General features: G+C 60.8%; 16 protein-coding genes and 1 tRNA gene. 8 read left to right on the top strand and 9 right to left on the bottom strand.

Translation table 11 applies throughout. From position 1 onward, the window contains the following. Positions 1–2,106, bottom strand: coding sequence for an FtsX-like permease family protein (locus tag LG373_RS03095; RefSeq protein WP_225748958.1), 2,106 nt, complete (start codon positions 2,104–2,106; stop codon positions 1–3). Continuing rightward, positions 2,096–2,938, bottom strand: a complete 843-nt coding sequence (locus LG373_RS03090; protein ID WP_225748957.1) for an ABC transporter ATP-binding protein — start codon at positions 2,936–2,938, stop codon at positions 2,096–2,098. Before LG373_RS03090 ends, LG373_RS03095 begins: the two co-directional genes overlap by 11 nt. A 213-nt stretch (positions 2,939–3,151) precedes the next feature. Here LG373_RS03090 and LG373_RS03085 point away from each other — a divergent pair, with 213 nt between their 5' ends. Both LG373_RS03085 and LG373_RS03080 read left to right on the top strand, forming a co-directional pair. Further along, on the top strand, positions 3,152–3,877 hold the full coding sequence (locus LG373_RS03085; RefSeq protein WP_370632838.1) for a response regulator transcription factor: 726 nt from the start codon (positions 3,152–3,154) through the stop codon (positions 3,875–3,877). A gap of 2 nt (positions 3,878–3,879) precedes the next feature. Then, positions 3,880–5,334, top strand: a complete 1,455-nt coding sequence (locus tag LG373_RS03080) for a sensor histidine kinase KdpD (protein WP_225748955.1) — start codon at positions 3,880–3,882, stop codon at positions 5,332–5,334. A gap of 315 nt (positions 5,335–5,649) precedes the next feature. On the opposite strand, the gene LG373_RS03075 is transcribed toward LG373_RS03080, so the two are convergent. Next, entirely contained in the window at positions 5,650–6,507 is an 858-nt protein-coding gene (locus LG373_RS03075) for a DegV family protein (RefSeq protein ID WP_225748954.1), read from the bottom strand. Positions 6,508–6,659: 152 nt separating this feature from the next. On the opposite strand from LG373_RS03075, the gene LG373_RS03070 reads away from it, so the two are divergent. Both LG373_RS03070 and LG373_RS03065 read left to right on the top strand, forming a co-directional pair. Then, complete coding sequence (locus LG373_RS03070; protein WP_225748953.1) at positions 6,660–7,205, top strand: DUF1836 domain-containing protein; 546 nt, start codon at positions 6,660–6,662, stop codon at positions 7,203–7,205. A 139-nt stretch (positions 7,206–7,344) separates the two neighbouring features. Continuing rightward, positions 7,345–9,381, top strand: coding sequence for a sodium:proton antiporter (locus LG373_RS03065; RefSeq protein ID WP_225748952.1), 2,037 nt, complete (start codon positions 7,345–7,347; stop codon positions 9,379–9,381). 119 nt (positions 9,382–9,500) lie between these two features. Here the strand turns inward: LG373_RS03065 and argS are convergent, their stop codons facing one another. Then, positions 9,501–11,228, bottom strand: a complete 1,728-nt coding sequence (argS, locus tag LG373_RS03060; RefSeq protein WP_114567983.1) for an arginine--tRNA ligase — start codon at positions 11,226–11,228, stop codon at positions 9,501–9,503. A gap of 229 nt (positions 11,229–11,457) precedes the next feature. On the opposite strand from argS, the gene LG373_RS03055 reads away from it, so the two are divergent. Then, a complete protein-coding gene (locus LG373_RS03055; RefSeq protein ID WP_225748951.1) occupies positions 11,458–11,892 on the top strand; it encodes a GNAT family N-acetyltransferase in 435 nt (144 codons plus the stop codon). Positions 11,893–12,003: 111 nt separating this feature from the next. On the opposite strand, the gene LG373_RS03050 is transcribed toward LG373_RS03055, so the two are convergent. The 4 genes from LG373_RS03050 to arcA all read right to left on the bottom strand — a co-directional run bounded on the left by LG373_RS03050 (position 12,004) and on the right by arcA (position 17,170). Continuing rightward, positions 12,004–13,614, bottom strand: coding sequence for a YfcC family protein (locus LG373_RS03050; RefSeq protein ID WP_114567985.1), 1,611 nt, complete (start codon positions 13,612–13,614; stop codon positions 12,004–12,006). A gap of 200 nt (positions 13,615–13,814) precedes the next feature. Then, on the bottom strand, positions 13,815–14,768 hold the full coding sequence (gene arcC, locus LG373_RS03045; protein WP_114568045.1) for a carbamate kinase: 954 nt from the start codon (positions 14,766–14,768) through the stop codon (positions 13,815–13,817). Positions 14,769–14,789: 21 nt separating this feature from the next. Further along, the gene (gene argF, locus LG373_RS03040; RefSeq protein ID WP_114567550.1) at positions 14,790–15,785 is read right to left on the bottom strand and encodes an ornithine carbamoyltransferase; all 996 of its coding nucleotides are present in this window, start codon (positions 15,783–15,785) and stop codon (positions 14,790–14,792) included. 167 nt (positions 15,786–15,952) lie between these two features. Further along, complete coding sequence (arcA, locus tag LG373_RS03035; RefSeq protein WP_114567551.1) at positions 15,953–17,170, bottom strand: arginine deiminase; 1,218 nt, start codon at positions 17,168–17,170, stop codon at positions 15,953–15,955. Between the two features lie 541 nt (positions 17,171–17,711). Between arcA and LG373_RS03030 the strand changes: the two genes are divergently transcribed. After that, positions 17,712–17,787 (top strand) — tRNA-Arg (locus LG373_RS03030). 285 nt (positions 17,788–18,072) lie between these two features. Continuing rightward, complete coding sequence (locus LG373_RS03025; RefSeq protein WP_114567552.1) at positions 18,073–18,315, top strand: glutathione S-transferase N-terminal domain-containing protein; 243 nt, start codon at positions 18,073–18,075, stop codon at positions 18,313–18,315. A gap of 29 nt (positions 18,316–18,344) precedes the next feature. Here the strand turns inward: LG373_RS03025 and LG373_RS03020 are convergent, their stop codons facing one another. Beyond that, the gene (locus LG373_RS03020; protein WP_114567553.1) at positions 18,345–19,247 is read right to left on the bottom strand and encodes a LysR family transcriptional regulator; all 903 of its coding nucleotides are present in this window, start codon (positions 19,245–19,247) and stop codon (positions 18,345–18,347) included. Positions 19,248–19,452: 205 nt separating this feature from the next. Between LG373_RS03020 and LG373_RS03015 the strand changes: the two genes are divergently transcribed. Further along, complete coding sequence (locus LG373_RS03015; RefSeq protein ID WP_114567554.1) at positions 19,453–21,171, top strand: FAD-binding protein; 1,719 nt, start codon at positions 19,453–19,455, stop codon at positions 21,169–21,171. Positions 21,172–21,555: the final 384 nt, after the last annotated feature.

Here is a 21,555-nt window from a genome sequence, read left to right as displayed (position 1 = left end):
CTATTCCCGGATCAAACGACGCGCGCCCAGATACGTCACAACGAAGTACGCACCGTAGACGACCAAGAACGCACCGGCGCACGTAAGCGCCATCGCGCCGATGTCCAAATGCCCGAACACCGCCACCACGTCCGACACCACGACGAGCGCGCATGCCGAATGAGCCACCGCCAGCAGCAGCGGGAACAAGAAGTACACGAGCACCTGCACGAGCAGCGCCCCGTCGACCATCTTCGAAGAAGCTCCCAACTTGATGCACAAACCGTAGCGGCGCGCGTTGTCGGAGGCCTCGGAAAGCTGCTGGATGGCCAGAATGGCGGCGCACGCGACAACGAGCACGAATCCCAAGTAGATGGCAAGGAAGGCCACCACGGCGGACAGGCTGACGCTTTGGTCGACAACCTCGGACCGTGTGAGCGACAGCGACAAAGGCCACGTATCGGCGTTGTCCGTCTGCGACACGGCGGCCAGCAAGGCTTTGAGACCCTGCTCGTCCTCGTCGGTTGCGCACTGCATGTTCAGCAGCGTTTGAACGATCACGGCCTGCGCCGGAACCTCATCGTCGTTCACGACGACGGTCCCCGTGTTCATGGGAAACGAAGTGGTCATGAGGGATTCCCCCAAAAACACCGCCGCACGAAGCAGTCGGTCGCCCACGGGAACGTCCGTTCCGCGCTCGACGACGCCCCGGTAGAACTCGGCCGTGATGCTGGAATCGCTCACGAGGGCGCACTCCCCCGCCCCCAGCTGCAGCGGCGCCTTGCCGGCCAGCGTTAGAGCCTCGTTTACCTGGGAAAGCTTGCTCACGTATACGGGAAACATCCCGTACTGGGCATTGATCGACGCGCCGGCTGTATCCTTGAGCGACAAGCCGCTCGCCCGCTCCACGTCGGCCACGGTGGTCGCATCGGACGGGTCCACGCATTGGTCGACCTGCGCCGTCCCCTGAACAAGAGCGTCCAAGTCCCCCGCGCCCAGCGCCTTCGCGCTGTCGCGCAGGCCCGCCGCCATATCGAAGCCCTTCGCTGCCGCGTACTGCGCGTACGGCTCGATCGCCGCATCGGCCACGTAGCCGGTATCGGCGCGATACGAACCGAAGACGCTCACGGCGCTGGCACTGTACGCCGTGCCCTTCGCCAGGCCGTCCTCCACGGCGTTGCGTATGCCCACGCCGCCGCACACGCTGGTGATAGCCAAGAACAGCACCAGGCACACGACGGAAAGCGAAGCGAACGTCGTGTTGACCTTGGCTCCCAGCTGGCGCAGCGCGAACATGTTGAGCCCCCGCAAGTACAGCGGGCGGATCATCTGCACGAGCTTCAGCAGGAATCCTGCCAACGCGTAGAAGAACAGCACGGTGCCCACGCACACCAGGACCGCGGCCGCCGCGAATTCAGGGGACGGCTCCAGCAGACCGTTTTCGATCAACAGCTTGTACGATATCCCGATAATGACGAGCGACACCGCGAACAGCGCAAGCGACAGCGGCAGGCTGCGCAGCTTCATCTCCTCGTGCACGCTTTCCGCCTTCATAAGGTCGACAAGCCGCGTACGCGACACCGAGCGCGCGTTCAGCAGCGCCGCAAGAACGAAAACAGCCCCGAACACCGCAATAGCCTGGATGAAGGCGTCGACGGAGAACACGAAGGAAAACCCTGCGGAGCCGGCCACATCGGCTTGGAACATGAGCGACGTGAGCTGCAGCAAAAGCTGCGAGATCGCCACGCCCAGGGCAAGGCCGGCCGCAAGGGACGCCGCGCCCGCGGCAAGCGACTCCAAAAGCACAATCCCCACCACGTCCGACGTGCTCATGCCCAGCGCCAGGTACAAGCCGAATTCCCGTTTGCGACGCTTGATGAGAAACCGGTTCGCGTACACCACCAGAAACACCAGAACGAACGCGACCAGCACCGACGCCCCTGAAATAACCATGCCCAGAAGTTCGAACATCGCATCCCCGGATTCCGAGAACGCCAGCACCCCGCGCTGGGCCGACATCGAGTTGAACGCGTAGAACACGGCCACGCCCAGCAGCACGGTAAGGAAGTACACCCCGAAATCGCGAACCGACTTGCGCACGTTTCCCAGGGCAAGCTTAACCAACATGGGAAGCCTCCTTGTCTGCGGAATCGAAATGCTGCCCATCGCCGCCCATGGAGGCGACGACGTCCACGATGCTGCGGTAAAACGCGGCGCGCGTGGATCCCTTCCGATGCAGTTCGCCGAACAACGATCCGTCCTTGATGAGCACGATGCGCGAGCAGTAGCTTGCCGAAAGGGAGTCGTGCGTAACCATCAGAATGGTCGACCCCGATCGGTTCAAGCGCTCGAGCGACTCCAGAAGCTGCCGAGCCGACTTCGAATCGAGCGACCCCGTAGGCTCGTCGGCCAGAATCAAGCTGGGGTCGCCCACGGTGGCGCGCGCCGCCGCCACGCGCTGCTTCTGGCCGCCGGACAGCTGGTAGGGGTACTTGGCAAGCACGTCGTCAACGCCGAGCACGGCAGCCGCCTGTCGCACGCGGGCCTCGATCTGCCGCGCAGGCGCCTTCTGGATCGTCAAAGCCAAAGCGATGTTCTCGAACGCGGTCAGCGTATCCAGCAAGTTGGAATCCTGGAAGATGAAACCCAGGTCGTTGCGGCGAAACCGAGCGAGCTCCCCGCCGTGCAGCGATCCCACGTCGCGCCCGTTCACCACGATGTGACCGCTGGTAGGGGCATCGATGGTGGCCACGCAGTTCAACAGCGTGGACTTGCCCGAACCGCTCGGCCCCATGATGCCCACGAACTCTCCGCGCGACACGGCGAAGCTAACGCGGTCGAGCGCCTGCGTGACATTGGCGTCCGAACGTTTTCCTTTCTGACCGCCGTAACGTTTGCTCGCGTTGCGGACCTCGACCACAAGAGGCGTCGGTTGAAATGCAGCGTGTTCTGCTGGCATGGCTTTCCACTCCTTCGATTTTCAATGCGTTCATGAGCGAAAACCACGATACCCGCCCCGCCTTACGCCCTCCCTTCCCGCTCCTTGCAGGTTCCTTGCATTGCCTTGCGACTGCCTTACAAGAGCGAAGGAAACCGTCCCGTCTCGAAGGGTTTATGGGATACTGGGCAAGAAGAGGAAGGAGCCGCCGTGAGCTTTGCCCACGAATTCGGAATCGCAGGAGACGCCCTGCACGACAAGCGGATCCTGCTTGTCGACGACGAGCAGGAATTGGCCAGCATGGTTGCCGCCATCTTGCACAGGGCGGGATTCCGCGCCGTGGAAACGGCTCATTGCGCAAGCGAGGCGCTGCGCATCATCGACGCGCGCGCAACGTCGCCCGACACCGCCTGCCAGCTGTTCGTCCTCGACATCATGATGCCGGGCATGAACGGGTTCGACCTGCTCGCGCGCATTCGAGAGCGCCCCGCCCACGCATCCACGCCCGCACTGTTCCTTTCGGCCAAAGACGAGCCCTTCGACCGCGTGAACGGCCTGTCGCTGGGGGCCGACGACTACGTCACGAAGCCGTTTCTTCCCCAGGAGCTGGTCCTGCGCATCGCAGCCCTGCTGCGTCGATGTTACGCCGCGGAAAGCCCGGTGCTCGAGCTTGCGGCAAGTCGCGTGAACCTCACGACGGCCGAAGTCGAGCGAGCCGACGGAACGACCGTCCAGCTCACCGCCAAAGAGCACGAGATCCTGAGCGTGCTTGCGCGCAACGCCGGCCGCATCATCACCATCGACGCGCTCTGCGAAGCATGCTGGGGAACGTCCTTCGGCTACGACAACTCGCTCATGGCCCACATTCGCCGACTGCGCGAGAAGATCGAAGCGGACCCGTCCGCACCCGCTTCGCTGGTGACGGTGCGCGGCCTTGGGTACAAGCTGGTGAAGCGCTGAGCATGGCTGCCTCGAAACACGAACGCCGACGCCCGCGCCCCGAGGGGTTCGCGCGATTCTTCACAAAGCAGCTGCTTCTCTTCGTAGCCTGCGCGCTGCTTGTCATCGTGGTCGACCTGGCGCTGTACATCGTCATCGCCTTTCAAGAATCGAACGCCAACTTCAACACCGGATCGCCGGCATCGCTCGTGCGCACGGTGGACGAGCAGCTTGCGCGCACGGACGATGGCACGTTCTCGCTTGAAGAAGAGGCGTCGCTGCAGTTGGCGAGCAAAGGCGCTTGGGGCCTGCTCGTCGACGAGGGCGGTACGGCGATCTGGTCCCAAAACCTGCCCGCGGACGTTCCCCGCTCGTACTCCCTGAACGACATCGCGATAGCATCGCACTACGCAGCCATCGCCGACTACCCCGCGTTCTTCTGGGATCGAAGCGACGGCCTGTTGATCGTAGGCCTGCCGAAGGGCGAGTTCTGGACGATGTCGCTCACCTACCCCGCTTCGACGATGCGCAATCTTCCGCTGTACATCCTGACCATATTCGCAGTGGACGTCGGCATCCTGTTCTTGCTGTACGCCCTGTCCCGTCGGCGAACCCAAAACGCCGTCGGCCCCATAGCAGACGCGCTCGACAAGCTGTCAGAAGGAAAATCGGCCCAGGTGGACCTCAAGGGCGACCTGCAAGGAATCGGACGGCAGATCACCGAGACGTCGGCGCTCATCGAGCAAAAAGACGCCGCGCGGGCGAACTGGATACGCGGCGTGTCGCACGACATCCGCACGCCGCTTTCGATGATCCTGGGATATGCCGACGGCATCGCGCAGGACGAGGAAGCGCCGGACGATGCGCGCGCGAGGGCACGCATCATACGCGCGCAGGGCCTGAGGATCAAGGACCTGGTCACCGACCTCAACACCGCATCGCTTTTGGACTACGCCGCCCAACCGCTCAACCTGGAGCGCGTACGCCTTTCGAAGCTTCTGCGCACCGTCATCGCCGCGCACATGAACGCCCAGATCGACGACGCGCACCCGGTAGACCTGCACGTCGATGAGCGCGCAGCCGACGCGACGGTTCTCGGCGACGAGCGCTTGCTGACGCGCGTGGTGGAAAACGCCCTGGCCAACGCACGGCTGCACAACGAAGCGGGCTGCCGCATACGCGTATCGCTCGCGCTTTTGAACAGGGAGGCGAACTGCGCCGTCATCTGCATTGCCGACGACGGCGCGGGCGTGACGCGCGACGAGCTGGCGGCCCTCGAAGCGCGCCTGGCGCGCTCGCGCACGGCGCGAAGCGCGGCGGGATCGTACGGAGAAGAGCACGGCTTGGGGCTTGCACTGGCAGATCGTATCGTCCGAGCGCACGGCGGCTCGCTTTCCCTGGAAAGCGAGCCTGCACACGGGTTCACCGTGAAACTCATGCTTCCGATTACCGAACCCAAAGCAGGTTCCGCAACGTAAGCGCTGCGGAACAGGAAGCCGCTGTCAAAACGGACGAGTTTTGCGGCGGTTTTCACCCTTCCAAGAGGGCTCGCTCCGCACGTGGTTTTTATTTTCCCAGGTCAGACGAACGGAACTTCGAATTATCCTGGTTCGAGGACCAGCAAAACTCGATCGTTTTGACACGACGGGCGAAACGCGTGCGCAAAACGGGCGCGATGGGGAGAGACGCCGGGCAGACGGGACGCGCGGCGCGAGGCGCCAGGCTGGACACAACGCGCGACGCGAGGCGCAGGCTGGACGCAACGCGCGACGTGGAACGCAGCAACCCCGCCCCTAGCACTCCCCCTGCACGCCTATGCCGATCAGGCCAGGACCGGTATGCACCACGAGAACCGGGCTGATCTGCCCCTCGTACCACGACTGCACGCCGCTCATCCGCGATGCAAGCTCGGCCTTCACCTCGACCGCCTCGTCCGCCGCATCCCCGTTCACCACGGCAACCGTGCTGCGAGGGAACTTCGCAGCGAACTCCTCGACGCACTGCATGGCCTTCTTGAGCGACTGCCGACGCCCCTTGGCCTTCGTAACGGTATAGTATACGCCCGCTTCGTTGCAGCTGATCACGGGACGCATGTCGAGCAAGCTGCCCACGCGGTAGGTCACCTCGCCGATGCGGCCGCCCTTGCGCAGGTACTCAAGCGTGTCGACGCAGAAGTACACCCTCGTATTCTTCGCTATCTGGTCGCCTTCGCGCTTGATGTCCTCGAACGACGCGCCCTCGGCCAGCCTTCGCGCAATTGCAAGAGCAACCAGGCCCGCGCCCATCCCGATGTTCTTCGTGTCGACCAAGCAGCAATCAAGCTCCGGCATTCCCGTCGAAAGCGAGCGCATCAACTCGTACGTAGCGGAAAGCCCGCTCGAAATGGTCACGATAACCGCGCGATCGTACCCGTCGGCCACCACGCGCTCGAGCACGTTTCGCGCAACGGCGGGAGTAGGCGTAGACGTTGTGGGAATTTCCTGAGAGAAGCGATCGTACACCTCTTGAGGAGTGATGGTCACCTTGTCCAAAAACGATTCGTGTTCGTAGTTCACCTGCAAAGGGACCACGTACATGCCGTACCGGTCGATATCCTCGGGAGGAACGTCGGTGCAGGAATCCACCACGAGCGCTATACGGCTTGCATTCATACTATCCTTCTTTCAAAGTTTCAATAGCTTTATGATATGGTTTTCATTACTAGATTATAAGGAGCATAGCACCGTGTCAAGCAACAACGAAGATTGACTGACCTCGTACGGATTGTTATTCTCATTCGTACGAATACCGTGGAAAGGAATCCATGAACCCTTCATCCATCAGCATGTCGCCCTACGCGCAAAAACTCGTCAACCTGCGCTTGCCGCGATACCAGGAGATACCCCGCATCGACCTGTACATGGACCAGCTCATCGGATACCTCGAGGAAACGCTCGCCCCGCTCTACCAGGAACACGAGAAGATCATCACGCGCTCCATGGTGAACAACTACGTGAAGCAGGGAGTCCTCTCGTCGGCTTCGGGCAAGAAGTACACGCGCTCCCATGTTGCGTACCTCATCGTTATATGCACGCTCAAGCAAACGTTCTCGATCGCCGAAATCGACCGCCTCATTCGCATGCAGATCGCAAGCTTCGACACGCATGTGGCCTACGATTACTATTGCGACGCGTTCGAAGCGGCGCTCGAAGCCCTGTTCTCCGCCGAACCCACCAGCCCGGCAGGCCTTACAAGCGGCGCGAACAAGGGAGACTTCGAACGGGACCTCGTGCTTTCAACAACATCGGCCATCGCCTACACCCTCTACGTGAAGGCAAGCATCTTGGCCACCGACGCCGGCGCACGTTAGGGCGCGCGCGAAGGACGTAAAACCCGACTTCCTAGCTTTCCGTTGAAATCGCGTGAAACATCGCCGTTGCGCCTATAAGGGTGACCTTATCCCGATACAATAAGGCGACCCGTTCGCTACAACGCAAGGAGATCGCCACGTGGAAGCCCTCATGTTCGCTCTACTCATGTTGGCAGCCGTCCTCGTATCCTCCATCATAGACCAGCTTGTCCCCAAGGTATCCTCCCCTCTTATCCAAATTGGACTAGGCCTGATCATCGCCGTGGTCGCAGGCGGTCAGATCGACATCCTGTTCGACGAAGCCGATTTGTTCTTAGTTCTGTTCATCGCCCCGCTGCTCTACGACGAAGCGAAAAGCGTCGACAAAGCGGCGCTCTGGCGCAACAAAAGGCCCGTCGTCTCGCTCGCCATCGGACTGGTGGTGGTCACGGCTCTGGTGGTCGGCTTTGCGGTCAACTGGGTCGTACCTTCCATCAGCTTAGCCGCCGCTTTCGCCCTGGGCGCCGCCCTGGGCCCCACCGACGCCGTTGCCGTCGCCTCGCTTTCCAAGGAAACCGACATCTCGCCCCGCGCCAAGAGCATTCTGGAAGGGGAATCGCTCATCAACGACGCATCGGGCATCGTTGCCTTCCAGTTCGCGCTGGCCGCAGCCGTTACCGGCACGTTCTCCCTGGTCAACGCAACCGTCGAGTTCCTGTTCTCTTTTTTGGGAGGCATTTTCATCGGCATAGCGCTGGGCTACCTGGGCAACTTCATCGTGCGCAAAGTGCGCTCCTGGGGCCTGGAGAACACCACATTCCACGTGCTGTTCGAGGTGTTCACGCCCTTCATCGTGTACCTGGTAGCCAACCAGGTGGGCGCGAGCGGCATTTTGGCAGTGGTCGCAGCAGGACTGGTGAACGTCATATCCCCCCGCACGCTGGGGCCTTCGATATCGCGCATGAACATCGTTTCGGCCAGCGTCTGGCAGGTGCTGTCCTTCACCCTTAACGGGATCGTGTTCGTTCTCTTGGGCACGCAGCTTCCCCGCGCCATGCAGCAGACCTGGGCTAACGTGTACATCGACAACGGCTTGCTCATATCCTATGTCCTGGGCATCACGCTCATACTCATCGCAGTGCGCTTCGTATGGATTCTCATCATGGAGCGCTCGCGAAGCCGCAAAGGCAAAAACAAGGAAGACGGCACGGCGAAGCAGCGCAGGCTATCGAAAACCGATATGCTATCGGCGGCCATCATGACGCTGGCAGGTCCAAAAGGAACCATCACGCTCGCCGTCATCCTCACGCTGCCGCGCGCCATCCCGCAGCAACAGCTCATCATGTTCCTGGCATGCGGCGTCATCGTGGTCACGCTTCTGCTGGCTACGTTCGTGGTTCCCCTGCTAGCTCCGCGCAAGCCGACCACCGAAGAAGATCAGCGCTGCGACGAAACGCAGGTGAGCCTTGAGATCCTGCGCAACGTCATCGAGGAGTTGTCGGCTCGCCAAACACCCGAGAACCGCGCTGCCACGCAAATGGTCATCCATTCTTACAACGACCGCATTGCGCGCATCAAAGAGCAGCACAACATCGACGACGAGCCGAACCTCGAGCTGCGCCTGAAAACGCTGCGCTGGGAACAGGAATTCGTCTTCGAGCTCATCGAGCATGAGGAAACGTATCCTTTGGTAGGCTACCAGTACTTAAGCCGGCTCTCGCATATAGAGAACCTTCTGCGCCACCACGCCGATCATTGGTCGCCGCAAAGGGCCGCCTTGCGCATGCGCACAGCGCTGAGGTCCGGATGGTATCGGTTCGTGCAGGGCATGCCCGGAGCGAATCTGACCGAAACCGCGCAGGCCATCCGCGATCTGCAGATACGATCGTGCGAATTCGTCATCGAGAAGCTGCAAGGGGAAATGGCTCCCGGCGTATCGGAGGAAAACGCCGAGGACCTATCGTCTCTGCTCCTGGAGTACCAGCGCACGTTGAGCGCATTGCGCTCGAAAGCCCCCTCCATCACGGCCATAACCAGCACGGCGGATGCCGCGGTCGACATCAAGCGACTTGGACTGCACCTGGAGCTGGAGCAAATACAAACGCGCTACGAGGAAGACGACCTGTGCCGCGCCACCGCGAAGCGCCTGCGCGAGAACGTGTACCTTATGCAGATCGACCTCGAAGACAACGTGTAACGCGCGAAGCACGGTTTTCGCAGCCTCGCTCCGCACCGCAACGCTCCCCTGCATAAAAAGGCCCGCAAGCTCTGCGACGAGCTTGCGGGCCTTTCCGTGTGCCGTATGAGCAGGAAGCGTTACATCTTGGCCGGAGCGCTCACGCCCAGCAGACCCAGCGTGGTCGCCAAAACAATGCGAGTCGCATCGGCAAGCGCCAGACGCGCGTTCTGAACGGCCTCGTCCTCGCCGATGATGTGGCAGTTGGTGTAGAACGAATGGAACAACGCCGCCAGATCCTGAGCGTAATGCGTCAGGCGGAACGCAGCGCGATCGCGCGCAGCCTGCGACACCAGGTCGGCGAAATCGTCCATCTTGCGCATAAGGGCCAGCTCGGACTCGTGCGTCAACGGGGACAGGTCCACGCCCGCAGGCACGACCTTAGCCGCCAGCTCGTCCATGGAAAGCTCGCCGGCCTCGGCGGCAGCCGCGTCGGCGGCGTCGGCGGCCTTGCGCAGGATGGAGCATATACGCGCATGAGCGTACTGCACGTAGTACACCGGGTTGGAAGCGTCCTTCTTCTTCGCCACCTCGATGTCGAAGTCGATGGGCTGATCGGAAGAGCGCGACAGCATCAGGTAACGCGTCGCGTCCACGCCCACCTCGTCGATGAGCTCCTCGAACGTGATCATCTCGCCGGTACGCTTGGACATACGAACGGCTTCGCCGTCGCGGAACAGGTTCACCAGCTGGCCGAGCATGATCTCGAGCGCGCCGGGACGGCCCCACGCCGCAAGCATGGCCTCGCAACGGGCGATGTAGCCATGATGGTCGGCGCCCCAGATGTTGATCAGGTGGTCGAAACCGCGCTCAAGCTTGTTGTAGTGGTAGGCAACGTCGCTCATGAAGTACGTGTACTCGCCGTTCGCCTTGATCAGCACGCGGTCCTTCTCGTCGTCGAACGCGCTCGACTTGAACCACGTGGCCCCGTCCTGCTCGTAGATGTAGCCCTTCTCGCTCATGGCCTTCAGGCTGCGGTCCACGGCGCTTTCGCCCGACTCGTCCTTCACGTACAGGGAGCGCTCCGAGAACCAGCAATCGAACGTGGTGCCGAAACGACCGGTCACGCGATGCTGCTCGGCGAGCATCATCTGGTAAGCGCGCTCGCGGAAGTTCTCCATGCGCTCCTGCGGATCGGCGTCAAGCCAGACGTCGCCGTCCTCGTCGATGATGACCTGCGCGATGTCGTTCACGTAGGAACCGGCATAGCAAGCCTCAGGCATTTCGACGTCGCGACCGAGGATCTGCTGATAGCGCACGGCCACGGATTCGCCGAAGTTGTCCATCTGCGTGCCGGCGTCGTTGATGTAGAACTCCTCGTACACATCGTAGCCGGCATGGCGCATCACGCGCGCCGTGGCATCGCCCAAAGCAGCCCAACGGCCATGTCCCACGTGCATGGGACCCGTGGGGTTGGCGGAGATGTACTCGAGGTTAATGTAGCGCTGACCCTCGGGGATGAACCCGTGACCGAAGCCTTCCTTCTCCTCGCGCACCTGGGAAACAACGCCCTGAAGCACGGTGGAGGACAGGCGGAAGTTGATGAAGCCGGGGCCGGCGATCTCGGCGGAGGCGATAATGCCGTTCTCCGGAAGATGGTCGACAATGATCTGAGCGATCTCGCGGGGGTTCTTCTTAGCCTGCTTGGCGGAACGCATGGCTACGGTGGAGGCCCAGTCACCGTTGCTCTCGTCGCGCGGGCGCTCCAGCGCCGCCGCGGGAGCCTCCTCGAGCTCGAGCGATCCGTCCTCGCACGCGGCCGCAACGGCTGCGTCGATCAGCTGTTCAAGTTGTTCGCGAATTTGCATGGTATGCATCTTTCTTTGTGGGACTCGTGTAAATACATGTTGGACAAGTCTACCACCTTTTTCCGGCGCGCGGGCACGCGTCGAGCGAACGAACGCCCCAAAAAAGGACGTTATGCAGAAAACGTACACACGACCTCGCAAAAAGCTTCTGCAGTTGGGCGCTTTTATGCTATTGTTCGCTCATTGTAGATTCCCGGGCACCCCCGGTTGCGAGAGAGGACGAAACCGCATGGCCATGATGTTCCAGCAAGGAAACTTCGACGACGCGCGCATCGTGCGCACGCGCGTGTTCATGGAAGAGCAGGGCTTCCAGGACGAGTCCGACGACATCGATCAGGATCCCCGCACCATCCATGTCACGTTGTACGTGGACGAAAAACTGGCTGGATGCGCGCGCACCTTCCCCGATTTCGAGCGCCCCGAAGAACCCGGCCGCTGGATCTTCGGTCGCCTGGCCGTCTTGCCCGAAGCGCGCAAAGGCGGGCTGGGAGCCGCCCTTTTAGCGGAATCCGAGCGACTGGCCCAAGCGGCGGGAGCCACGGAAATGCACCTGCACGCACAGTGCCGCGTCACGCCGTTTTACGAGCGTTCGGGATACCGGCAATACGGGCCCGTCGAACTTGACGAACACGTCGAGCATATCTGGATGAAGAAGGCCCTGTAAGGACCCCTCCCCCTCTCGCAGCATTCCAACCAAGCGAAGACGGCCCCCGCCGAAGCGGAGGCCGTCTTTTTCGCCTGCTTTGCGCCTATTGCCGAAAAACCGGAATCAGGATCAAGCAGCGCCTGGAATCAACATCATCGCAACGGTGAGGATGACCACGCAGGCAACGCCAAGCACGACGAACAGTTTGCCGCCGAACTTGAGCCACGTCGAGTACTCGATCTTCGCAAGCGCCAAGCCGCCCATGATAGCGCCGCTGGTCGGGGTGAACAGGTTCACCAAGCCGTTGCCGGCGCTGAAGATCATGATCATAACGTCGGTCGAGAAGCCCAGCGAGTTAGCCAACGGACCCATGATGGGCATGGATACCGTAGCCATGCCGGACGAGGACGGAATCAGGAACGACAGCACGATGTAGAGCAGGAACGACAGCGGAGCGAAGATGATCGCCGACAAGCCGTTCAGTGCAGCTGCCGCATTCTCGAGAATCCACATGTCCAGGCCGGTCTCGCCCATAAGCACCGTAATAGAACGAGCCATGGCGATGATCAGCACGACGCTCATCATATCGGCCGTACCGTTGATGAACGCTTTCACGAAACGGCTCTCGGACACGCCACCGACGATGCCGATGATGATAGCCATGATGAGGAACCACGTGGAAGCCTCGTCGAAGTACCACTGCCCCAGCGGAAGGCCCGTCAGGAATGCGGACCAGCCGTCCGAGATCTGCTCTTCAGTGGTAACCGTGCCCTCGACGTTGCCGTCGAACGCGATCTCGCCGCCAACCTTCTTGTCGACCCACTTAGCAGAGATGTCGTCGCCGGTAACCTGCGTCGTCACCTCTTCTGTAGCGGAACCAGCATCGAATATCTCGACGCCGAAATCGCCCCAGGGGATGAACCCGACGATCATGATTACAAACGTCAGCGCGAACACGACAAGCGTGGCTTTCTGACGCCCCGTCATAAGCTTCTCGGATGGATTCGCCTCGGCATCCTGCGTTTCCTGCTGAGCTTCGCCGAACTCGGCCTTCATGACTTCCTGCTCTTGCAGCGAAAGAATCGTGGAGCCCTTGTCGGCCTTGACCTTCTTCGCGTAACGCATCACGAACACGATGGATATGGCCAAGGTGACCAGCCACAAGATGACGCCGAGCATGATGATGGTGCCCTGGTTGATGGCAAGCCCCGTAGACGACAGCGAGTCAACGGCTGCGCCGACCGCGAACGGGTTAACCGTCGAGCCGAGCACGCCGCAACCGGCGCCCAGCAAAACGACCGCCGCGCCGACCACGCTGTCGAAGCCAGCGGCTACCATCGTGGCAGCCAGCAGCAGGTAGAACGGCACCGTTTCCTCGCACATGCCGTACGTCGTGCCGCCAATCGAGAAGATGAACATCAAGATGGGAATGAGTATGAGCTCGTTACCCTTGAGCTTTCTCACCAGCGCGGCAATGCCGGCGTCCAAGGCGCCCGTTTCCGTGACGATGCCCAGGAAACCGCCCAGGATCAGCACGAACAAGCAAACGGGGAGCGCATCGGTGAAGCCTTTGACGGGTGCCGTCGCCACATTGGCAACGGTAGCTCCCGTTACACCTTCCACACCCATGAACGACATGACAACCGTAATCAGCGCCAGTGCGATCAGGATGATCAACAGGATGGTGAACGAAGAGATGGAACGCTTCTTTCTGCTTTTTTCCTTTTCTTTCTCGGTCATACAAACCCTTCCTTTTTGAGGATCGAGGTGGATAGACAGGTGCGAACGAGAAATTGATAGACGAATCAGTGGAAGCATAACCGCATGATCCGACAGTACCCCAGTTAACGGCGACGCCCGCGCTACACAGGCGCCGCCGCTTAGAACAGTTTCGGATTCCCAAAGCCCTCAGCGGGCCTCAGTACTCCAAACGGCGGGAACTACGCCGTGATGATGGTGCCGGTCTTGCCCTCGAGGCCCGCGGCGGCGCACTCGAGGCTGGTGATGAGGGCCTTGCCCTCGGGGTAGGCGCGCACGTACTCGATGCAGGCCTCGACCTTCGGCAGCATGGAGCCGGGGGCGAACTGGCCCTGGGCGATGTACTCCTCGGCCTGGGCGATCGTCATGGTGGAGATCTCCTCCTGCTCCGGCTTGCCGAAGTTGATGCAGACCTTCTCCACGGCCGTGAGGATCACCAGCATGTCGGCGCCGAAGTCGGCGGCCAGCTTGGCGCTGGAGCGGTCCTTGTCGATGACCGCGGGGACGCCCTCGTACAGGCCCTCCTTCTCGAACACCGGCACTCCGCCGCCGCCCGTGGACACCACGATGTAGCCCGCGTCCATGAGGTCCTTGACCGCGTCGAACTCGACGATGCGGACCGGCTTCGGGGAGGCGACGACCTGGCGCCAGCCGCGGCCCGCGTCCTCCTTGTAGGTCCAGCCGGTCTCGGCGGCCTTGGCCTTGGCCTCCTCCTCGGAGAGGAAGGCGCCGACGGGCTTGGTGGGGTTCTGGAACGCCGGGTCGGCGGGGTCGACCACGGTCTGCGTCACGACGCAGGCCGTCGAGCGGTCGATGCCGCGCAGCTTCATGTCGTTGAGGATGGCCTGGGACAGCTGGTAGCCGATGTAGCCCTGGCTCATGGCGCCGGCCTCGGGGAAGGGCATCTCCGGGGTCTTGCCGTCGTTGGCGCTCGCGTAGGCGAACGCGTTGTTGATCATGCCGACCTGCGGGCCGTTGCCGTGGGACACGATGACGTTGGTGCCCTCCTCGACCATGTCGACGATGTTCTTGGCGGTGTCCTTGACCAGCTGGAGCTGCTCCTGGGGCGTGTTGCCCAGGGCGTTGCCGCCCAGCGCGATGACAACGGACTTGCCGTCACCCTTCTGATAAGGCATGCTAATTCACCTTGTCTTTCTTTAGGAGAGGGTGGCGTACATGACAGCCTTGATGGTGTGCATGCGGTTCTCGGCCTCGTCGAACACCTTGGACTGCTTGGACTCGAACACCTCGTCGGTGACTTCCATCTCGGTGACGCCGAAGCGCTCGGCGATGTCGGCACCGATGGTGGTGTTGGTGTCGTGGAAGGCCGGCAGGCAGTGCAGGAAGATGGCGTTGGGGTCAGCCACAGCCATGAGCTCGGAGGTCACGCGATACGGCTCGAGCAGACGGATGCGCTCGGTCCACACCTCGTCCGGCTCGCCCATGGACACCCACACGTCGGTGTAGATGGCATGCGCGCCCGTGCAGGCGGCCTTGGCATCTTCGGTCAGCGTGATGGTGCAGCCGTTCTCGGCAGCGATTTCCTTGCAGGTCTCGACCAGCTCGGCCTCCGGCATGTTCTCCTTGGGGCCGCAGGCAACGAAGTTCATGCCCAGCTTGGAGCACACGACCATGAGCGAACGAGCAACGTTGTTGGCAGCGTCGCCCATGAACACCAGGGTCTTGCCCTTGATGTCGTAGTTGAAGTTCTCCTGCACCGTCAGGATGTCAGCGAGCATCTGCGTGGGATGCCACTCGGTGGTCAGGCCGTTCCACACCGGCACGCCAGCGTTGGCGCCGAGTTCCTCGACGTCGGTCTGAGCATAGCCACGGAACTCGATGCCGTCGTAGAAGCGGCCGAGCACGCGGGCGGTGTCCTCGATGGACTCCTTCTTGCCCATCTGCGAGCTGCCGGGATCGAGGTAGGTCACGCCCATGCCCAGGTCCATAGCGCCAACTTCGAACGCGCAACGCGTACGGGTGGACGTCTTCTGGAACAGCAGGACGATGTTCTTGCCCTCGAGGTAGCGATGGGGGGTACCCGTCAATTTCAGGTTCTTGAACTCGCGGGACAGCTTCAGGAGGTACTCGATCTCCTCGGTCGTGAAGTCGAGGAGCCTCAGAAAGTTGCGACCGCTCAGGCTAGTAGGCATAGTTCATTCCTTTCGTCGTTACTGACAACAAACTTGAAAATCGGCAGGCGGCGCCAAGTTTTCCACCTGCCCCTTTTCGGTGCGCCTCGACCGCTTCGCACAGTCTTGGCGCACCGTAAAAGACAGAAACCGGATGGAACTAGATTATCGCACGAGCGAGGGTAAGACTAGTCCTCGCGGATCAGCGGCATGCTCATGCAGCGCGGGCCGCCACGGCCGCGGGACAGCTCGGCGGAGGGCATCTCCAAAACGTTGAGACCCTTCTCCTTGAGCAGCGCGTTCGTCACGTCGTTGCGCTCGTACACCACGATGGTGCCCGGAGCGATGCACAGCGTGTTCGAGCCGTCGTTCCACTGCTCGCGCTCGGCCGCGATGCGGTCGCCGCCGCCGCAGGGGATGAGCTCCACGGGGTTGCCGACGTACTTCGCCAGGATATCCTCAAGCGTGTCGTTCATTTCCTTGACCTTGATACCATCGCCTTCGGCGGTGATCTCGAACACGGTCAGCGGGCCCATGATGCCCGGGTGGATGGTGAACTTGTCAACGTCGATCTGGGTGAACACCGTGTCGAGGTGCATCATGGCGCGGTTGTTCGGGATGTAGAACGCCAGGATGGTGTCGACCGGGCTGGTTTCATCGTTGAAGATGTTGTGCGCGATCGCGTCGATGGCGTCGGGCTCCGTGCGCTGCGAGATGCCGATGGCCAGCACGTGATCGTTGATGTTGAGGATGTCGCCGCCCTCGATGTGGAACGTGTTGTAGCGGCTGTAGTACTCAGGGGTTCCCTGGAAATCGGGATGGTACTTGAAGATGTACTCGGCGTAGATGGTCTCGCGGTTACGCGTGACGGAGTACATGCGGTTAATGGACACGCCGTTGCCGATGGACGCGAACGGGTCGCGGGTGAAGTACAGGTTCGGCATCGGGGCGACGACCATCTTGGAAGACTCGGAAACCAGGTCAACCAAGGAGTTCGACTTGTCCGTATGCAGCTCGGTAAGGTTGATGCCCTCCATCGTCTTCATGACGAAGTCCTTGGCATCGGGGAAGTTCTCCTGCAGGTAGTCGAAGATGATCTTCTGGTAGCGCTCCGTGCGGATGCCGGCCTCTTCGATCCACTGCTTCAGGAACTGCTCGCGCAGCGCAGGGTCAGACTCGAGCACCTCAGCCGTGAGGTCCTCCAGGTAAACGACCTCGACGCCGTTGTCACGCAGAATCTGCGCGAAAGCGTCGTGCTCCTCCTGGGCGACCTTCAAGAACGGGATGTCGTCGAACAGCAGCTCTTCGAGCGTGTTCGGCGTCAGGTTCAGAAGCTCTCGGCCAGGGCGATGGAGCAGAACTTTCTTCAAGGGCTTGATCTCGCTCTTGACGTTCACGCCAGCCATAGCAACCCTCCTTTTCCTTTTATGCATTTACAGATTTTCGACTTGCGGCAGCGCCCGTTGCGCACCGGGCGTCCGTTCGACATCGCCAAAATCTCATGGTTCGAAATAAATTGCAACCACAAAACCGAAACAAAACGGACCCCCTCACAAAGGCACGTGCTTTTTCGGCGAATGGTAAGGTAAATCTACGCATTTCTTCACATTTTGAACACATTTACTAGCGCAAACTAAAGCGTTTGGACGCTCAAAAACGGCCTTATTCGCACAAAAACAAGCGTGCCTCCCCCCTTTCGCACCCGGACCTTGTTTCGTGTTTATGCATAAATATTCAAAAAGATGCAATTACCCTGCAAACAGGTCGACGCTTTGCGCTCCAGCGCGGGCGCTTTAGGAGCCATTCATGCTTTCGAATCGGGTCTGAGCTATATAAAACCCCTGGTCTACGGCTATTTTTACCACGAGAGAAGCTCTATTGCCCCATTGGCTCATAGTTTGTCCCGCCCGGCTTCATTTAAGGTATAATACCGATGCTCAATGAAACGCGCCCATGGCTCAATGGATAGAGCAACGGACTTCTAATCCGTCGGTTGCAGGTTCGAGTCCTGCTGGGCGCACCAGATTGCTCCAGCCGTTTCGCTTTCGCGAAACGGCTTTTTACTGACTCCATTTTAAAAAACTTTGAATTATTTCAAATTTCTTTTTCTATTGCAATAGTTTTCGCGCATTATTTTTCTTTCCAACAACAGGCTGGAAACCCCGCGCCCATTCGACGCCCGTTCGGGAAACCGATTGGCAACAGCTGCGTCGCAGGGCGCTTCCCCTAAAGATGATAAGTTAGAATAGTAATCTAAATCACCAACAGAAACGCTCGCCCTTGCTCAGCGCATCGAGAGGAGCCGCACATGCCCTACCTGGAAAACCACACGCTTTACTACAAGAAATCCTGCCCGTACTGCCAAAAAGTTCTACGATTCATGGACGCGAACAAGATCACCATGGACACGCGCGACACGCTGCAACCGGGAAACCAGAACGACCTTGTGCGCATTGGAGGCAAGAAGCAAGTCCCCTGCCTCGTTATCGGCAACCGTCCGCTGTACGAATCGGACGACATCGTCTCGTACCTGCGGGGCATCGTATCCTAAAGCGGTGCCCCGACTTCTCGTCTGCGCACTCAGAATCGCTTGCGCAGACGAGCGGCACGCTCGCACAAGTACTCCACCAGCTCGTCTTCAGCAGACGTGGGAGTTCGCGTTTTCAGACGAGACGCCCCGAATCCCCACGTAAATCCGCGTAAAGGCACGGCGCGCACGTCCTCGTTGCCCTTGAACACTTCCAAACACGCCAAATGAGGCAGCGTGAACCCGACGCCCCTCCCGTGCAGCACGAACTCGTATATCCAGAAAATCTCGGAGTACTTCACGATCTCGGGCGGATTCGCTCCGGCGCGCGCGAACCAATCCGACAGCGCGCGGTAGCATTTGAAATCGTCGCCGGGCATGGCGATGCGTCGGCCCGCAAGGTCCTCGGGACCGATGGATTCGCAATCGCCGAGCGGATCGTCGCGGCGCACCCAATACCATACGGGAGACGTGTACAGAAGCCGGGATTCGAACTCCTCGTCGCACGGCACGACGGTCAAAGCCATGTCGTAGAGACCCTCTCTCAGCGCGGCCTCGCACAGAGCGTCGGGCATTTCGCACAGCGATATGGACACGTCTGCATGGGTTTTGAGGTAATCCTGCAAGAAATCGCAGCCGAGAAAACCGGGGATGCCGAGCGAGCAGGCAATACGCAGCTCGACGTAGCCGCTCGAAGCTATGCGATCGAACGCAGCTGCCAGCAAATTGCGCTCGGCTCGCACGCGTTTGGCGTACTCGTAGAACTCATGGGCGTACGGCGTGGCAACGCGCGAGCCGTCCTCATCCATGGTGAACAGCGAAACTCCCAGTTCGCGCTCCATACTGCGAATAGCCTTCGTGAATCCCTGAGGAGACATGGGAACCTTGGCGGCGGCAGCGCTGAAGCTGGGCGATTCGTACGCCAGTATGAAGTAGTCGCACCTGTCCTGAAGCATGGAGCCCTCCCTCCCCTTCTCCAGATCGAACCTTATTGTACTACCAACCGCGTACGAACGGGTGAAACCAAACGTTTCAAGGGGCATCGGCTAGCTGGCTGCGAATCCATTGCGCAACCCGATCCCGAAGGGCCAAACTGAAGGCACGCCGCAGGAGGGCGGCTGGAATCGCTTCTCAGGGAAGCGACGTACAAGGAGGATCATCATGTCCGAAGCAACCAGCAACTTGAGTCGTCGATCGTTTCTCGCAGGGGCCGGCATTCTGACCGCAGGATTCGCCGGAGCCGCGCTGACCGGCTGCAGCCCGAGTGCGCCCGCCACAGGCAGCAAGGACCCGGCTTCCGCGCCCGAAGCGGGCGGCAACGAGCCTGCCGCAAACGGCAGCGACGCTTTGTGGAACATCCCCGAACTGGGAGAGCCGAAAGAAACCGTCAAGGCGGACGTATGCATCGTCGGTGCGGGAGGAACGGGCACAGCAGCGGCCATCCAAGCCATTGACCTGGGTCTCAAGCCAGTTGTGATCGAGCGTCTTTCCGGATACGGCGGATCGTTCATCGGAACCGAAGGCATGACGGCCCTGGAAACGCATTTCACCAAGGCAGACGGCGACATCATGTTCGCCGGCGCCTACAATCCCAACGCCCCGTACGATGTGAAGAACGCCACGAACACGTGCCTGAACTACCATCACTGGATTCCGCAGCACAAGCTGTACGAGAACTTCTTCGGGCAGACGTCCGAAACCATCGATTGGTTGGAAAGCCACGGCATCGAATTCGAAGGGAACATCTCCATCGGCGCCGGTCCGAAGGTATGGCACGTCTACGACAAGGGAGACAACGCCAGTCCCGGCGGCTACTTCATGCAGTGCTTCGGCAAGGAGGCCGAGAAACTAGGCGTTGAAGCTCACTTCAACACATTCGGCCGCAAGCTGATCCTGGAAGACGGCAAAGTGGCCGGCGTTCTGGCCGAAAAGGACAACGGCGACGTATTGAAGGTCGAAGCGCCCGTGGTCATGATATGCACGGGCGGTTACGCGAACAACCCCGAAATGCTCTACAGCGTATCCGAAACGAAAAACGAGAACATCCAGGCGCTTGGCATGGACTGCCGGGCAGGCGACGGATTGAAGATGGCCAAGGACGCCGGCGCCGAATTCGCCGAAGGCCTGGGCACCGTCATGTGGTGCGGACCCGTCACTATAGGAGCCGTTACGGCAACGTGGACCACCGACGCGTACTCCGTAGGCGTGCAGCCCACCGTATGGCTCAACGAAAAGGGCCAGCGATTCTGCAAAGAAGACCTCTGGCTGGACGACTTCTCGGGCGCTGGCATGTGCGTACGCAACCAGGATAAAACGTTCGCCCTGTTCACCGAAGCAGATATGAAACGCTGGGAAGCCGACGGCCCCGATGGGCAAGTGTTCTCGTTCGGCACGCCGGGAACGCCGCTGGCAAAAGCGCGCGAGGTCCTGCAAAAAGCCGAAGGCTGCCACGTGGGCGATTCGCTGGAAGACCTCTGCGCCAAAGTCGGGCTGGACCCCGCCGCCGTCAAGGCGACCGTCGAGCAGTACAACGCCTACTGCGACGTCGCGGCGGGCCTGGACGGAGAAGACCCCAGCGCCGACGAGGAATTCGGCAAGCGATCCAAGTTCATGCACAAGGTGGACGCAGGCCCCTATTGGCTGTGCGAAACCGCTGACGGGTTCTACACCACGTGCGGCGGCATCAAGGTGAACGAGAAGATACAAGTCCTCGACGACAAGGACCAGGTGATTCCGGGCCTGTACGCCGGAGGCTCCGACGCAGGCGGACTGTACGGCGACTCCTACGACGTCAAGTTCGCACCTGGCTCGCAAGCCGCCTGGGCCGTGAACTCCGGGCGCCTGGCAATGAAGGACGCCAAGGAGTACCTGGGCAAGTAAGCCGTTTCGCCCGGTGCAGACGATTTTGCAGCCGCCAAGCATCCCTTCCAAACGCTTGGCGTCGAACGCACCGGGCACATCTTTGCGCTGCGGCTTCGGCGCCGCCCCCTCCCCCGCGCCGAAGTCGCAGGACCCCGTGCACCGCGACCCGATCTCAATTCGACCGAGTCGCGGTGCGCTTTCGAGCAGGCGTTTCGCGACGATGGCTCTTGCGCGATGAATTGGGATGTTGCCGCAAACCGCTTCGCATGCGGTAAAAAGCATCGATTCCTGCCAAAATTTCCGGTTTCCACCGCACAGGACGGCAAGCATCGGGGCGAAAGCGGCTCGATTCCCGCTTTGGGTTTTCGCGTCAATGGCCGGGTTCGACCGGATTCGTGGATT

The organism is Paraeggerthella sp. Marseille-Q4926, assembly GCF_916618935.1.
Taxonomy (GTDB): Bacteria; Actinomycetota; Coriobacteriia; order Coriobacteriales; family Eggerthellaceae; genus Paraeggerthella; species Paraeggerthella hominis.
This window is presented reverse-complemented; position numbering and strand designations above follow the sequence as displayed.

Bases quoted from the DNA above. Each gene is read 5' to 3' on its own strand.
- LG373_RS03095 (WP_225748958.1), bottom strand. From the start codon at position 2,106: ATGTTGGTTAAGCTTGCCCTGGGAAACGTGCGCAAGTCGGTTCGCGAT.
- LG373_RS03090 (WP_225748957.1), bottom strand. From the start codon at position 2,938: ATGCCAGCAGAACACGCTGCATTTCAACCGACGCCTCTTGTGGTCGAG.
- LG373_RS03080 (WP_225748955.1), top strand. From the start codon at position 3,880: ATGGCTGCCTCGAAACACGAACGCCGACGCCCGCGCCCCGAGGGGTTC.
- LG373_RS03075 (WP_225748954.1), bottom strand. From the start codon at position 6,507: ATGAATGCAAGCCGTATAGCGCTCGTGGTGGATTCCTGCACCGACGTT.
- LG373_RS03070 (WP_225748953.1), top strand. From the start codon at position 6,660: ATGAACCCTTCATCCATCAGCATGTCGCCCTACGCGCAAAAACTCGTC.
- argS (WP_114567983.1), bottom strand. From the start codon at position 11,228: ATGCAAATTCGCGAACAACTTGAACAGCTGATCGACGCAGCCGTTGCG.
- LG373_RS03055 (WP_225748951.1), top strand. From the start codon at position 11,458: ATGGCCATGATGTTCCAGCAAGGAAACTTCGACGACGCGCGCATCGTG.
- LG373_RS03050 (WP_114567985.1), bottom strand. From the start codon at position 13,614: ATGACCGAGAAAGAAAAGGAAAAAAGCAGAAAGAAGCGTTCCATCTCT.
- arcC (WP_114568045.1), bottom strand. From the start codon at position 14,768: ATGCCTTATCAGAAGGGTGACGGCAAGTCCGTTGTCATCGCGCTGGGC.
- argF (WP_114567550.1), bottom strand. From the start codon at position 15,785: ATGCCTACTAGCCTGAGCGGTCGCAACTTTCTGAGGCTCCTCGACTTC.
- arcA (WP_114567551.1), bottom strand. From the start codon at position 17,170: ATGGCTGGCGTGAACGTCAAGAGCGAGATCAAGCCCTTGAAGAAAGTT.
- LG373_RS03025 (WP_114567552.1), top strand. From the start codon at position 18,073: ATGCCCTACCTGGAAAACCACACGCTTTACTACAAGAAATCCTGCCCG.
- LG373_RS03020 (WP_114567553.1), bottom strand. From the start codon at position 19,247: ATGCTTCAGGACAGGTGCGACTACTTCATACTGGCGTACGAATCGCCC.
- LG373_RS03015 (WP_114567554.1), top strand. From the start codon at position 19,453: ATGTCCGAAGCAACCAGCAACTTGAGTCGTCGATCGTTTCTCGCAGGG.